We start from the raw sequence: 14,005 nt of genomic DNA, 5'->3' as shown, positions 1-14,005 counted from the left end.
TCGCCCGGCGGCCGTTCGTCAACACCGCCGCCCCACCGGGGGCCGACTTCCGCCGGGGGGCCGACTTTCCCGGCTGCGGGTGCGGGCGTACACTCCTCCCCCCCTTTCCCGACCCAGCAAGAAGTGCTCCGGAATGAGCGACCCCGACGGCCGACCCAGCGTACGTGTGGACGGCGTCACCCTCAGGTTCGGGGGCGTGACGGCGCTGACCGACGTGTGTCTCGACATCCGCGGCGGTGAACTGCTTGCGCTCATCGGCCCCAACGGCGCGGGAAAGACGAGCATCCTCAACTGCATCTCCGGGCTGTACCGTCCCGGGGTGGGCACCATCACCCTCGTGGAGGCCTCCGGCAGGACGCACCCGCTCCATCGCCTCCCGCCGCACCGGATCGCCCGGCTCGGGGTCGCGCGCACGTTCCAGGGCATCGAACTGTTCAAGCACATGACCGCGCTCGAGAACATGATGCTGGGCCGTCACGTCCACATGCGCGGCGGCGTGCTCTCGGGCGGACTGTTCCGGGGGCGCCAGCGCCGGGAAGAGATCGAGAACCGCATCCGGGTCGAGGAAGTGATCGACTTCCTGAACCTGGAGCCGATCCGGCACGCGACCGTCGGCAACCTGCCCTACGGACGGCAGAAGCTGGTGGAACTGGGCCGCGCGCTGGCGCTCGACCCGGAGATCCTGCTCCTCGACGAACCGATGGCGGGGATGAATTCGGAGGAGAAGGAATCGATGGCCCGCTTCATCCTCGATGTGCACGAGGAGTGGGGCGTCACGCAGGTCGTGATCGACCACGACATGGACGTGATCATGGACATCTCGGAGCGCGTCGTCGCCCTCGACTTCGGGCGGGTGATCGCTCAGGGTTCTCCGGCCGAGGTGCGCGACGATCCCCGGGTGGTCGAGGCCTACCTCGGCCGGCATGACGCCGCGGCCGGCACGATCCGGTGAGTCTCCGGTGAAGGTCGGATTCCTCGAAGGCAGCCTGCCCGGCCGCCTGCACCTTCAGGCCGTAAGGCGCGGGGAACGCGTCGCCCTGCGCGAGAAGGAATACGGGATCTGGCAGAGCATCACATGGTTCGAGTACGCGCGTCGCGTACGCCGATTCACGCTGGGACTGCGCGATCGTGGCCTCGCGAAGGGCGACCGCATCGCGATCGTCGGAGACAACCGGCCCGAATGGGTCATCGCCGAACTCGCAGCCCAGTCGCTGGGGGCGCTGCCGCTCGGTCTGTACCAGGATGCCGTCGCCACCGAAATCGAGTATCTGCTCGCCGCTTCCAGGGCGCGCCTCGTGGTCGCCGAGGACCAGGAACAGGTCGACAAGGTGCTCGAGATCCGGGGTGCGCTCCCCGACCTCGAGCACATCGTGTACTACGATCCGCGCGGCCTGGGCGGCTACGAGGCGGCGGGGCTGCTCTCGTTCCACGAGGTGGAACGGCGCGGAACCGACATCGAGCGCGCGCTGCCGCACGAGTACGACAGCGTCCTCGCGGCCATCCGGCCCGAAGACACCGCGCTCCTGTGCACGACCTCGGGGACGACGAGCAAGCCCAAGCTCGCCATGCTCTCGCACGAGAACCTCCTCAGCATGGCCGAGCAGCTGCAGGACGTCGACCCGATGTCCGCCGCTGACGAGTTCGTGTCATTCCTCCCGCTGGCCTGGATCGGCGAGCAGATGATGACGCTCTCGCGCCAGCTCATCGTCGGCTTCCCCCTGAACTTCCCGGAGGAGCCGGGTACGGTGCGGCAGGACCTGCGCGAGATCGGACCGCGCGTGATGTTCTCGCCGCCGCGGATCTGGGAGAATCTCGTCTCCGAGGTCCAGGTCATGGTCGAGGACACGACCCCGCTCAAGCGTCGCGCCTACGGCTGGGCGATGGGCGTGGGTCGCGAACTCGCGGACGCCCGGTTCGGGGGACACCCGCCGACGGCGGCGCAGCGCACCCGCCGCCGAATCGCGGAGTGGATCGCGCTGCGTGCGATCAAGGACCAGCTCGGACTCAGGCGCCTGCGCGACGCGTATACGGGAGGTGCCGCGCTCGGACCGGACGTGTTCCGCTTCTTCCACGCCCTCGGGGTCAACCTCAAGCAGATCTACGGACAGACCGAAGTCGCGGGCATCTCGGTGCTCCACCGCGACGGAGATATCCGATACCAGACCGTCGGCCGGCCGCTACGCGGGATGGAGGTCCGCGTCGCCGAGGACGGGGAGATCCTCACCCGCGGCCCGGCCGTGTTCCAGGGCTACTTCCGGAACGCCGACGCGACGAGCGAGACGCTGGAGGGGGGCTGGCTGCACTCCGGTGACGCCGGGTACTTCGATGACGAGGGCCATCTCGTCGTCATCGATCGCCTGAAGGACGTGATGTTGCTCGCGGACGGGACCAGCTTCTCGCCCCAGTTCATCGAGAACCTGCTCAAGTTCAGCCCCTACGTGAGCGAGGCGGTGGTCTTCGGCGGGGAGCACCCGTACGTGGCGGGGATCATCGCGATCGACTTCGAGAACGCGGGCCAGTGGGCGGAGCGCCGCCAGCTCGCCTACACGACCTTCACGGATCTGTCGCAGAAGCCGGAGGTGTACGAGCTGATCCGGGCCCATGTGAAGTCGGTCAACGAGGATGTGCCGGAGGCGGCCCGGATTCGCCGTTTCCTCCTCCTCCACAGGGAACTGCACGCCGACGACGCCGAGCTTACGCGCACGAGGAAGGTCCGCCGTCGTTTCATCGCCGACCGCTTCAGGAGTCTGATCGAGGCGCTGTACGGGAACGCCGAGGCGGTGACGGTGGACATGGAGATCACCTATCAGGATGGACGCACGGCGAAGGTGAAACACGATCTGAGGATCGAGCGTCTGGACGGGGCCGCGTAGCCGTGGACCAGTTCCTGCAGCTCACGGTCACGGGCCTGGGGACGGGGATGATCTACGCCCTCGCGGCCGTCGGCTTCGTCATCATCTACAAGGCGAGCGACGTGATCAACTTCTCGCAGGGGGACCTCCTCCTGTTCGGAACGTACCTGATCTTCTTCGCGCTCGTCCAACTGGGGCTGCCGTGGACGCTGGGTGTTCTCCTGACGGTGCTGATCGCGGCGGGGATCGGCCTCGTCGTCGAGCGTCTCGTCCTCCGGCCTCTCATCGGCGAACCGGTGATCTCGATGATCATGGTGACGATCGGGCTCTCGAGCGTCCTGCGCGCCGTCGTGGGGGCGATCTGGGGTCCGCAGCCCCGCACCTTCCCGTCGTTCCTCCCGCAGGGCGAGATCATGCTCGGCCCCGCCATCGTGAGCGCGGACCGGCTCGTGGCGATCCCGCTCGCGCTCGCCATGCTGGGGGGACTGGCGATCTTCTTCCGCCGCACGCGGGGCGGGATCGCGATGCGCGCGATCGCCGATGACCAGCAGGCCGCGCTCAGCATGGGGATCAGTATCCCGCGGGTGTTCGCGACGGCCTGGGCCCTGGCGGCGGTGACCGCCGCGATCGGGGGGATGATGCTCGGCAGCATCGTCGGGGTGAGTTCGAACGTGGCCCAGATCGGCCTGCGCGTCTTCCCCGTCGTCATCCTGGGCGGCCTCGACTCGATCCGGGGCGCGGTCGTGGGCGGGGCGATCATCGGGCTCCTGGAGATCTACGCCGGGGGCTACATCGGCCACGGCCTCAGCCTCATCGTCCCCTACGTCGCATTGATCGTGGTGCTGATGGTCCGTCCGTACGGACTGTTCGGCAAGGAAATCATCGAACGGGTATGAGCGGCCCCCCGACGGAACCCCGCTGCGGGCGGCCGCGATGTTGAGCACCGAGTGCGGTGTCTTTCACACGGACTACCGGAGCGACATGGGGCTCCGGCGCCGGCCGACGGAACGCGTCCGGCTCGGCCTGTTCGTGGGGGCGCTGCTCGTGTTCCCGTTCCTCGCCTCGCCGTACTGGCTGAACCTCGCGAACCAGATCGCGATCGCGACGATCGGCGCGCTGGGGCTGAACATCCTCGTCGGCTATACGGGGCAGATCTCGCTCGGGCAGGGCGCCTTCATGGCCGTGGGGGCGTACACGTCCGCGCTGCTCACGCTCAGACTGGGTCTGCCGTGGGGCGCTAGCATCGTCGCCGCATGCTTCGCGACGGCGGCCGTGGGCGTCTTCTTCGGACTCCCCTCGCTGCGGCTGAAGGGGCTCTACCTGGCGATCTCGACGCTGGCGGCGCAGGAGATCGTGGAGTGGGTGGTCACGCACTGGCCGGGGCTCACGGGCGGCGTCGAGGCGCTCGTGGTCCCCGCACCGCGGCTCTTCGGCCAGCGGTTGAACACCGACTTCGGCTTCTACTGGCTCGGCATCGTGCTGGCGGGCGGGACCGCCCTCTTCACCGCGAACCTCTTCCGCTCGCGCATCGGTCGCTCCTTCGTCGCGGTGCGCGACCAGGACATCGCGGCGAGCGTCATCGGGGTCAACGTGTTCCGGACGAAACTCCTCGCGTTCGCCACCTCCTCGTTCTTCGTCGGGCTGGCCGGGGCCCTGACCGCGTACTACCGCAACATCCTCTCCTGGGAACGGTTCACGCTCGAGACGAGCATCCTGTATCTGGCCATGATCATCGTCGGAGGCCTGGGGACGATTCGCGGGTCGCTGTTCGGGGCGGCGCTCATCACGCTCCTGCCCGCGATGATCACGACCCTCGGCCGGGGGCTGCAGGATTCCACGCCCGCCATCGCCGCCCAGCTGCCCAACGTTCAGCAGGCCGCCTTCGGGCTCGTCATCATCCTCTTCCTCATCTTCGAGCCCGAGGGTCTGTCCAAATTGTGGCGTAACGTGAAAGACTACTTCTCCGTGTGGCCGTTCGCGTATCGTCGCGGGGAGGGCCGCTGAACACGAAGCAGGGGGGGTGCCCGGACATGCGTTCCACCCGATCCCCGATCCTGGCCCTCGCCTTCGCGCTCTCCGCGTGCGGAGGCACGGGGGGCATCGCGGATGACGCGATCGTGATCGGCGCGATCTTCGACCTCACGGGTCCGACGGCCGACGTCGGCCTCGACTACGCCGCGGCGGTGCAGGGGCACGTACAGTGGCTGAACGAGCAGGGGGGCATCGGCGGCCGGCCTGTGCGCCTCATCTATCAGGACTACGGCTACCAGGTCCCTCGCGCGGAGCAGCTGTACACCCAGTTCGTGCAGGAGGGCGCCCTCATCTTCATGGGCTGGGGTACCGGCGACACCGAGGCCCTGCAGCTGAAGATCGCGGAGGATCGCATCCCGTTCGCGTCGGCCTCCCTCTCCCATGTGCTGGGAGACGCCGGGGCGTCGCCCTACAACTTTCTCGTGGCGACGAGCTACAGCGATCAGTTCAAGATCGTGCTCCGCTGGATCGCCGCAGACCACCGGGCGAAGGGCGGGGAGGGGAACGCCCGCGTCGCCTTCATGCACAGCGCGAGCGCGTTCGGCTATTCTCCGTGGGCGCAGGGTGGCGAGGACTACGCGCGCGAAATCGGGGTCGACGTCACTCCCTACGAGATGCCGCGGGCCGCGACCGACTATACGGCGGAGTTCTCCCGGATCAGCCAGTCGGGCGCGGGCTACGTCGTGTTCCAGAACACCTCGGCCCCGGCGGCGGTCGCCCTTCGGAACGGCCGCAGCCTGGGAGTCGACGCGACCTTCGTATGTCTCAACTGGTGCGCCAACGCCCTGCTGATGAGGCTGGCCGGGGTCGACGCGGAAGGCGTGATCGGGGCGATCCCGTACGCCCCTCTGACGGACGACATCCCGGGGGTCGAGGACATTCGCGCCTACTTGGAGTCGCGGGGCGAGGACTACCGGGAGAAGACGAACGCGTACACGCAGGGGTGGTGGACGCTGGGCGTGTTCGTGGAGGGCCTGCGCCGCGTCGTCGAAGCGGGACAGGAATTGAACGGGGAGAACATCAAGCGGGCCCTGGAGACGCTGGACGGGTTCGACACGGGCGGCGCGGGTCCCCCGCTCACCTTCACCGCCACGGATCACCGGGGTTCGAAGGGACTCCGACTCTTCCGCGTCGAGGACGGCGTCTGGTCGCCGCTGACCGAGTTCCTCACCGCGCCGAACTAGCCCCGGAGACGCCCTTGAGCCCTCTGCTGGAACTCAACAGCGTCGAGGTCCTCTACGACGACGTCATCCTCGTGCTGCGAGGGCTCTCGCTCGAAGTGGGCGAGGGACACATCGTCGCGTTGCTCGGCTCCAACGGAGCCGGCAAGACGACGACGCTGAAGGCGATCTCGGGGCTGCTCGATGTCGAGGACGGCGAAGTGACCGACGGCTCGATTCGTTTCGACGGGCACGAGATACACGGCCGGTCCCCCGACCGAATCGTCCGTGAGGGGATCTTCCAGGTCCTGGAGGGCCGGCGCGTGTTCGAGCACCTCACGGTGCACGAGAACCTCCTCGCGGGGGCGCACACGCGTTCGGAGCGTGGCCGGGTGCCGGCGGATCTCGACCGCGTGTACGAGTACTTTTCCCGGCTCGGGGAGCGCCGGCAGCAGCAGGCGGGATACCTGTCCGGGGGCGAGCAGCAGATGCTGGCCCTGGGGCGCGCGCTGATGGCGCGCCCGCGGCTCATGCTGCTCGACGAACCCTCGCTCGGGCTCGCGCCGCTCCTCGTGCGGGAGATCTTCGAGATCATCCGGCGGATCAACGAGGAAGAGGGGACGACGATCCTGCTCGTCGAACAGAACGCGCGCATCGCACTCTCGATCGCCGACTACGGCTACGTCATGGAGGGGGGGCGTGTAGTGCTCGAAGGGTCGGCCGAAGTTCTGAGAGAAAACGAGGACGTTCGCGAGTTCTACCTCGGGCTGAGCGAGATCGGCCGCCGTTCGTATCGGGACGTGAAGCATTACCGACGTCGCAAGCGGTGGCTGTCATGAATCCGGAGGCTCCGAAGCCGCGCCTCTGGGACCCCGCCGCGGAAGCGCCGGCGGATTGGGGTGCCGCGCAGGACGCGCTCGCCGACCGGGCCGTCCGCCTCGCGCTCGAACGCAGCCGTGAAGCGAGCGGACGGCTGGGGGAGGCCGGTATCTTGCGGCCGGAGCCACGGGGCGTGGCGGGGCTGCGTCGGGTCGCGGTCCTCGCGAAGGACGATCTGCCGGACCTCCAGGCGGGCGACCCGCCCTTCGCCGGCATGCTGGGTGTGGATGTGAGCGCGCTGCGCCGTCTTCATCGGTCGCCCGGCCCGATCAATGACCCCGAGGGCCGGAGGGCGGACTTCTGGCGCATGGCCGCCGCGTTCGCGGCCGCCGGTTTCCGCGCCCGCGACATCGTGCTCAACACCTTCTCGTACCACCTGACGCCGGGCGGGCACATGATGGACGCCGGACTGCGCGAGGTGGGCTGCGTAGTCGTCTCCGGCGGGGTGGGAAACACCTCGGGCCAGGCCGCCTTTGCGTCGCAGATCGAGGCGACCGGCTACGTGGGAACGCCGCAGTTCCTCCTCGCTCTGCTCGAGCGGGCGGCGGCGGAGGGCGTGCCGCTGAGCTTCCGCCGCGCGCTGGTCAGCGGGGCGCCCCTGCCGCCGGAACTGCGCAAGGAGCTGGAAGGGCGGCACGGCGTCTCAGTGTTCCAGGCGTACGGGATCGCCGACGCGGGCGCGATCGGCTACGAGTGTGCCGCCAGGGACGGGTGGCACGTGGCGCCCGGCGTGGTTGTGGAGGTGTTGGACCCCGGCACCCGCGAGCCGTGTGGCCCGGGCACCCCGGGCCAGATCGTCGTCACGAGCCCCAACCCGGTCTATCCGCTCGTCCGCTTCGGCACCGGAGACCTGTCCGCGTTCATGCCGGATGCGTGCGACTGCGGACGGACCTCGGCGCGCCTCGCGGGCTTCCTCGGGCGGGTGGGCGAGGGCGTGAAGGTGCGCGGCATGTTCGTCCACCCGCGCCAACTCGCCGAAGCGCTCGCCGGCCAGCCCGGCGTGGCGCGGTATCAGGTCGCGGTCACCGCAACGGGCTATCGGGATATTCTGACGGTCCTGGTCGAAGCCGAGCCCGGTCGGGAGCTCGATCTGGACGGACTCGATGCCCGTCTGCGAGAGGCGACCCGGCTCCGCCCCGCGGTGCGGGCCGTGGAACCGGGGACGATCGCCGAAGACGCCCCCCCGCTGGTCGACTTGCGCTAGTGTTCTGTATCATAAGTTATTGCCCAGTGGATGGCCGCGTGGTATCCTTCCCCCGCAGGCTTTCAGGGGACACTCCAAGGGGGAGACTGCGACGCCATGGCGAACCACCACACGCGAGTGGTACCGGAGATCGACGACGGACAACGAGAGGAGCTGGAGCGCTGGCTTCGGCGGTCCAGGACCGGGCAGGCCCTTGCTCTGCGTGCCCGGATTGTACTGGCGTCCGCCGAGGGCGGGAGCGACGTGAGCGTGGCGGCCCGCCTGGGCACGACCCGCGCGACGGTCGGCAAGTGGCGCCGGCGGTTCATCGAGAAGGGATGCGATGGCCTTCTGGACGAGCCGAGGCCGGGTGCCCCGCGCACGGTCGGCGACGCGGATGTCGAACGGGTGGTGACGACCACGCTCGAGTCGATGCCGCGGGGAGCCACGCAGTGGAGCACCCGCTCGATGGCGAGGGCGTGCGGGCTGAGTTCCGCGACGGTGAACCGGATCTGGCGGGCCTTCGGCCTGCAGCCGCACCGCACGGAGACCTTCAAGCTCTCGGCCGACCCCGTGTTCATCGAGAAGGTGCGTGACATCGTCGGGCTCTACATGGCCCCGCCGGAGCGGGCGGTCGTGCTCTGCGTGGACGAGAAGTCGCAGATCCAGGCGCTCGACCGCGCCCAGCCGATGCTCCCGCCGCGTCCGGGGACACCGGCCCGGCAGACCCATGACTACAAGCGCAACGGCGTGACCTCGCCCTTCGCCGCCCTCGACATCGCCGCGGGCGAAGTCATCGGGAGATGCTACCCGCGCCACCGGTCCACCGAATTCAGGAAGTTCCTCACGGTCATCGAGAAGGCGGTCCCCAAGGAACTGGATGTCCATGTGGTTCTCGACAACTACGGCACCCACAAGACCGCGATGATCCACAAATGGCTTCTCAGGCACCCTCGCTACCACCTGCACTTCACCCCGACCAGCGCATCATGGATCAATCAGGTCGAACGCTGGTTCGCCGAGATCACGAACAAGCGGATCCGGCGCGGAAGCCACCGAAGCACCCGGGAACTCGAGCAAGCCATCGAGGACTACCTGGCCGTCTACAACGAGAACCCCAAGCCCTTCATCTGGACGAAGTCCGCGGACGACATCCTGGAATCACTGAAGGGCTACTGTACACGCGTTAGTGATACAGGACACCAGGGCGCTTCCACCGCATGCTCCTGGACGAGCACCTGAGGGTGAAGGGGCGCGCCACCTGGTACGAGTCCGTGAAGCAGATACAGAAGGATCTTGACGCGTACATCGAGACCTACAACCGGAACCGTCCCCATCGCGGGCCGCGGCTTGGAGGGGCGAACGCCGTATCAGGTCTGCATGAAAGGGATCCGCGAGCCCAGGAGCCGGAAGAAGTCAGCGAAAAAGGAGATGCAGACCGCAGCCTGAAGCGCTGACCCCACCGATTCATCGACCTTCACACAACCGCATGAATGTTTCCGGTTCGGGTGCGTCACGTATATCGAGCTGGCGTATAGGACTACCGAATGACCGACCCACTTCGCGGAACATGAGCATACCCCAGGCACTGCACCACATTGATTTGGTCGGGCACAATGGCTTCGACAAATCTGGTCCTTCTCCCGGCGGATAGATATGCAGGGCGCGAGATCGGCACTCCACCGCCGGCTGCGTGCTTGATTGCGCTACTTCGGCCACGTACTCGCGACCGCGACCGCCTGGCTCTGCTCGGTAGATGCGCGATAGTGCGCTAGTCAGGAGATCATGGAGACGCTTACTCTGTTGGTATGCCTCGTGTACGGGATCTCCGCTACCATCGCCCAGTATTTCCCGCACACGTGCTTCGAAGACCCGCGTGAACACGTCGAATGCCTGGGGATACGGTGTTCCATTCTCGCGACGATTCATTGCGGCCGTCAGCACTCCAACTGCACGGACCTGGGTTTCGTTTTCCGGCGAAAGGTATTCCGAGTTCACCAGCAGGATATCGCCCAGCTTGCTAGTGTAGTGCCGCTAAAGTGGCGTTCGCACGGCTCACTTTCGCCAGGATGTCCTCCGCGGCGGCGGTCCACTTGAACGGCGCCGGGTCCCGGTTCCGGTCGTCGATGTAGGCCGTGATCGTGTCGGTCAGCTGCTTCACGCTGGTCACGGCGAGCCGCTTGAGCCGGCGCTGCGTCAGCTCCGAGAAGAAGCGCTCGACGAGGTTGAGCCACGAGGACGACGTGGGGATGAAGTGGAACTTCACCCGGGGGTGCTTCTCCAGCCACGCCTCCACCTTCCCGTGCTTGTGCGTCGAGTAGTTGTCGAGGATGACGTGAAGGTCCAGCTCCGGATCGACCCGCGTCTCCACCTCGGCCATGAAGCGGAGGAACTCCCGGTGCCGGTGGCGGGGCATGCACTTGTGGATCACCTCCCCGGTCGCCACGTCCAGCGCCGCGAACAGGGTCGTCGTCCCGTGGCGCTTGTAGTCGTGCGTCATCGTGCCGCACCGGCCCTTCTTCCACGGAAGCCCCGGCTGCGTGCGGTCCAGCGCCTGGATTTGGCTCTTCTCGTCGAAGGCGAACACGACCGCCCGCTCCGGCGGGTCCACGTACAGCCCCACCACGTCGCGGAGCTTCTCCACGAACTCCGGGTCGGTCGAGAGCTTGAAGGTGCGCGTGAGGTGGGGCTTCAGCCCGTGCGCGCGCCACACCCGCCCCACCTGGCTGTGGTGCACCCCGGCCGCCTCCGCCATCAGGCGCGTGCTCCAGTGCGTCCCCCGCGGAGGCTTCTCCTCCAGCGTCCGGCGCACGATCTCAGCCTCCACCTCCGGCGTGATGCTCGTTCGCGGACGCCCCGCGCGGGGCCGGTCCTCCAGTCCCGCCGGACCGTCCGCCTCATACCGGTCCAGCCAGCGCTTCACCGTCGGCGGCGAGACGCCCACCTCCCGGCGTAGAGCCCGGGCCGACAGGCCGTCGGCCGAGCCGAGGATGATCCGGGCGCGCTCGACGCGCCGCTGCGGGGTCGTGCGGGCCCGAACCCAGCTCTCGAGCTCCTTGCGGTCCCCGGGTCGCAATCGGATCCTTCGTATCTTGGGCATGCATGAAAGATAGCACCCCCTCAACGTTATGTACATCGCTCTTTAGCGGCACTACACTAGAGAATTCCTCCAGCTCAGATTGCGTGCGTGTCTCATGTATCTGGCGAATGAATGCAACACCAGCGTCCGATGGGAAACTGCTCCCCAGCAGATTCGTCGACTCGCCGCGCAGCACGGCGAGTACTTCATCCATGGTAGGTGTGCGCCAGCCGCCAGCCGCGTCCATTACTAAACCTATCTGAGGCGGCTTCTCGCTCTGTCGTTCTTCAATCGACCGGACCTCACGTTGCTGGCCGTTCAGCGATAGCGGAACAGAAAACCAGATCAGCGCGAGGATCAATGATCGCGTCATCCTCATTGTTCGATCTCCCTCGGCTAGCAGCCAGTTGGGATGCCATGACCAGGCACATCATGTACGTATAGTTGCCAACGTGCGCGGGCTCGATAAGACCAAACAGTTGGCCCCGGCCGGTCGGTCGTGCTGCCGTATGCGGAGGGTTGCAATATCTTCCAACATTGTTCCCAATCGTCGTCCACATCCCGCGCGCGAACTTCCTCGGCCTCGGCGGCCGCTGGCGCGCCGTGCAGCCGCGCGGCATCCGGCTGCGCCTGCTGCGCCCGCGAGGATCACCTCCCGCGCCCGCCGAACCTCGCTCGGGTTCGCGCGCGCCGAACCGGCCCTCGGCCTCCCGCGGCGGGCGCTCCGGGCCATCGAGCGGGGTCTCCCGCCGCCCGCGCCCGCCTGACCGGTCCGAACCCCGGCTTTCCGAAGGCGCCGCGCGGCGGCGCCCACTCCCCGTGTCTCCGCGAGCCGTTCGGGACCCCTCCCGAGCCCCGCCGGCCCTCCGCCGAGGCCCGGTCCGGCCCCGAAAACGCCACCGCCCGCGCCAAGTCGCCACAACCGCCGGTCATAATCGCCCTCAGGCCGCCCGACTATGCGCCAACGCAGGATCCGGGATAACAGAATCCGGTGGTTCTCGGCGATACAAACAGCCAGTAGTTGCGCCGCTCGAACCATGCCGCGCCCGAACATGTTGAGCGGCAGCATTCGTTCCAACCCAATGTCGACATAAGCAATATTGTCAGCCGCTGTAATCTGGTGGACACGAGGGTTGACGAGGCGAAGATACTCGACCAATCGGTCAGCTTTCTTGGCAACAACGACTTCCAAGATCAGATCAACTTCATAGCCAGTGTCGGCGGTTACGAAGGTGGCGGGGATAGGGATCCGATTGATTTCAGCTGGCTCGAGTTCCGTGTCGACGATGTTTGCCTCGAAGCTGTCGCCCTTGTCGACGAGAGTGGCGGTCATGGAGATTGGCTTTGGCGTGTCAGCACGACGGATAGTCGCGTCGTCGCGGAGGAGCGTGAATCTCGGCGCAGAGGGTAGGGGCGTCGACCAAGGCGAGTCAACGGCGGCAGTACAGTATTGGACTTCCGGGGGCGTGCCGGGCCGGAATGAGTGTCATGGGATATCGGAGACCGGGGGGACTTCGTTTCCGGCGATCCACACGGACTCGATCGCGCGCAGGTTCTCGACGCCCTCCAGCGGGTCCGCGGAGAGGAAGATAAGGTCGGCCCAGTTGCCGGCCTCGATCGTGCCGACGCCCGCGAGCCCCGCGCAGCGCGCCGCGTCGCCGGTGGCGGCCACGAGGATCTCCATCGGCGACATGCCCGACTCCGCCATGAGGGCGAGTTCCATGTGTTCGAAGTAGCCCTGGAAGCGCGCCGGCGGACCCGTGTCCGTCCCCATGGCGATCGTGACGCCCGCGTCGGATAGCGCGCCGAGGTTCCGTTGCGCCTGCACGAGGGCCTCCTTGTAGCGCTGGGCCGACTCGCTCTCGCGATAGCGCGCCATGCTCTCCGGGGCGCGCAGTGCCTCCAGCACCCCCGGCTCCGCCGACGCGAGGAAGAATTCGTCCGCGAAGAACTCCGGCTCGCTCTCGTACACGAAGGTCGAGACCTCGCGCGTGAGCGTCGGCGAGTAGCAGACATCGGCCTCGACCAGCCGTTCGGCGAGCCCCTCGTCCACATCCCGGTCGCGGACGCTGTGCACGATGAAGTCGGCACCCGCGTCGAGCAGCCCGTGGGCGTCCTCCAGGTAGAACAGGTGCGCCGCCACCGGGAGTTCGAGTTCGTGCGCCCGCTCGATCACGGCCCCGTACACGTCCGGCGGCATCTTGCGCGTCGCGCCGAGATTGTCGTCGACCCGGATCTTGATGAAGTCGACGCCCATGGCCGCGTTTCCGTTCACCATCTCGATCGCGGCCCCCGGCGTGTCCCCTGTCACCACCGCCCCCGCCACGAAGAGCCGCGCGCGGTCGAGGGACGAGGTGTCCTGCTCGTCCCGCACCTCGACTCCGGCCGGCTCGTCCCCTCCGAGGCTCACGACGGTCGTCACGCCGTAGCTCGCGTACAACTGAAGGTGACGGAGGACGTTCTCCCGCGAGTAGTGTCCGCCCTCGAGGCCGAGCGTGGCGCCGACGTGGCCGTGTGCGTTGATGAGGCCGGGGACGACGTACTTCCCGGCCGCGTCGAGAACCTCGGCGTCGACCGGGATCTCGACCTCCGCCGAAGCCCCGACGGACTCGATCCGCCCGTCGCGGACCACCACGGTCGCGTCGGAGACGGGTTCAGCACCCGAGCCGTCGATGACGGTCGCGCCGACGATCGCGAAGGCCGGCGTCCCCGCGTCCAACACCGAGGTCTCCTCGGCACCGGTGCCACAGGCCGCAACGGTGCCCGTCACGAGAAGCAGGATTGCCGGCAACGGGGTCGACTTCGACATGGTCCAAACTCC

General features: G+C 67.6%; 11 protein-coding genes and 1 pseudogene. 10 read left to right on the top strand and 2 right to left on the bottom strand.

The window, feature by feature from the left end:
- Positions 1-133 precede the first annotated feature (133 nt).
- From ACOQPP_RS09470 to ACOQPP_RS09430, 9 genes and pseudogenes are all read left to right on the top strand, one after another.
- Positions 134-952 (top strand): ABC transporter ATP-binding protein, encoded by an 819-nt coding sequence (locus ACOQPP_RS09470; RefSeq protein WP_419165351.1) that lies wholly within the window; start codon positions 134-136, stop codon positions 950-952.
- A gap of 7 nt (positions 953-959) precedes the next feature.
- Positions 960-2,873: an AMP-binding protein gene (locus ACOQPP_RS09465; protein ID WP_420636382.1), complete on the top strand. Its 1,914-nt coding sequence runs from the start codon at positions 960-962 to the stop codon at positions 2,871-2,873.
- A gap of 2 nt (positions 2,874-2,875) precedes the next feature.
- Complete coding sequence (locus tag ACOQPP_RS09460; protein WP_419165349.1) at positions 2,876-3,748, top strand: branched-chain amino acid ABC transporter permease; 873 nt, start codon at positions 2,876-2,878, stop codon at positions 3,746-3,748.
- 37 nt (positions 3,749-3,785) lie between these two features.
- Positions 3,786-4,856: a branched-chain amino acid ABC transporter permease gene (locus ACOQPP_RS09455; RefSeq protein ID WP_420636381.1), complete on the top strand. Its 1,071-nt coding sequence runs from the start codon at positions 3,786-3,788 to the stop codon at positions 4,854-4,856.
- Between the two features lie 26 nt (positions 4,857-4,882).
- Positions 4,883-6,067: an ABC transporter substrate-binding protein gene (locus ACOQPP_RS09450; RefSeq protein WP_419165347.1), complete on the top strand. Its 1,185-nt coding sequence runs from the start codon at positions 4,883-4,885 to the stop codon at positions 6,065-6,067.
- 23 nt (positions 6,068-6,090) lie between these two features.
- Entirely contained in the window at positions 6,091-6,882 is a 792-nt protein-coding gene (locus ACOQPP_RS09445; RefSeq protein WP_419165462.1) for an ABC transporter ATP-binding protein, read from the top strand.
- Positions 6,879-8,126 (top strand): phenylacetate--CoA ligase family protein, encoded by a 1,248-nt coding sequence (locus tag ACOQPP_RS09440; RefSeq protein ID WP_420636380.1) that lies wholly within the window; start codon positions 6,879-6,881, stop codon positions 8,124-8,126. Before ACOQPP_RS09445 ends, ACOQPP_RS09440 begins: the two co-directional genes overlap by 4 nt.
- Before the next feature lie 96 nt (positions 8,127-8,222).
- A complete protein-coding gene (locus tag ACOQPP_RS09435; RefSeq protein ID WP_420636379.1) occupies positions 8,223-9,347 on the top strand; it encodes an IS630 family transposase in 1,125 nt (374 codons plus the stop codon).
- Positions 9,314-9,554, top strand: a pseudogene (locus tag ACOQPP_RS09430) (integrase core domain-containing protein); the annotation flags it as partial. The gene ACOQPP_RS09435 and the pseudogene ACOQPP_RS09430, both read left to right, overlap by 34 nt.
- 571 nt (positions 9,555-10,125) lie before the next feature.
- Here ACOQPP_RS09430 and ACOQPP_RS09425 read toward each other — a convergent pair.
- Positions 10,126-11,205 carry an IS630 family transposase gene (locus ACOQPP_RS09425; protein WP_420636378.1) on the bottom strand — a complete coding sequence of 360 codons (1,080 nt, stop codon included), beginning with the start codon at positions 11,203-11,205 and terminating at the stop codon, positions 10,126-10,128.
- A gap of 1,000 nt (positions 11,206-12,205) precedes the next feature.
- Here ACOQPP_RS09425 and ACOQPP_RS09420 point away from each other — a divergent pair.
- Positions 12,206-12,595, top strand: a complete 390-nt coding sequence (locus ACOQPP_RS09420) for a hypothetical protein (RefSeq protein WP_420636377.1) — start codon at positions 12,206-12,208, stop codon at positions 12,593-12,595.
- A 75-nt stretch (positions 12,596-12,670) separates the two neighbouring features.
- Here the strand turns inward: ACOQPP_RS09420 and ACOQPP_RS09415 are convergent, their stop codons facing one another.
- The gene (locus ACOQPP_RS09415) at positions 12,671-13,993 is read right to left on the bottom strand and encodes an amidohydrolase family protein (protein ID WP_420636376.1); all 1,323 of its coding nucleotides are present in this window, start codon (positions 13,991-13,993) and stop codon (positions 12,671-12,673) included.
- Positions 13,994-14,005: the final 12 nt, after the last annotated feature.

Origin of the sequence: Candidatus Palauibacter sp., from assembly GCF_965222475.1 — a bacterium.
GTDB lineage: Bacteria > Gemmatimonadota > Gemmatimonadetes > Palauibacterales > Palauibacteraceae > Palauibacter.
This window is presented reverse-complemented; position numbering and strand designations above follow the sequence as displayed.

Excerpts from the sequence above, each read along its gene's own strand:
- ACOQPP_RS09435 (WP_420636379.1), top strand. The coding sequence starts at position 8,223 with ATGGCGAACCACCACACGCGAGTGGTACCGGAGATCGACGACGGACAA.
- ACOQPP_RS09425 (WP_420636378.1), bottom strand. The coding sequence starts at position 11,205 with ATGCCCAAGATACGAAGGATCCGATTGCGACCCGGGGACCGCAAGGAG.
- ACOQPP_RS09415 (WP_420636376.1), bottom strand. The coding sequence starts at position 13,993 with ATGTCGAAGTCGACCCCGTTGCCGGCAATCCTGCTTCTCGTGACGGGC.
- ACOQPP_RS09455 (WP_420636381.1), top strand. The coding sequence starts at position 3,786 with ATGTTGAGCACCGAGTGCGGTGTCTTTCACACGGACTACCGGAGCGAC.
- ACOQPP_RS09440 (WP_420636380.1), top strand. The coding sequence starts at position 6,879 with ATGAATCCGGAGGCTCCGAAGCCGCGCCTCTGGGACCCCGCCGCGGAA.
- ACOQPP_RS09450 (WP_419165347.1), top strand. The coding sequence starts at position 4,883 with ATGCGTTCCACCCGATCCCCGATCCTGGCCCTCGCCTTCGCGCTCTCC.
- ACOQPP_RS09470 (WP_419165351.1), top strand. The coding sequence starts at position 134 with ATGAGCGACCCCGACGGCCGACCCAGCGTACGTGTGGACGGCGTCACC.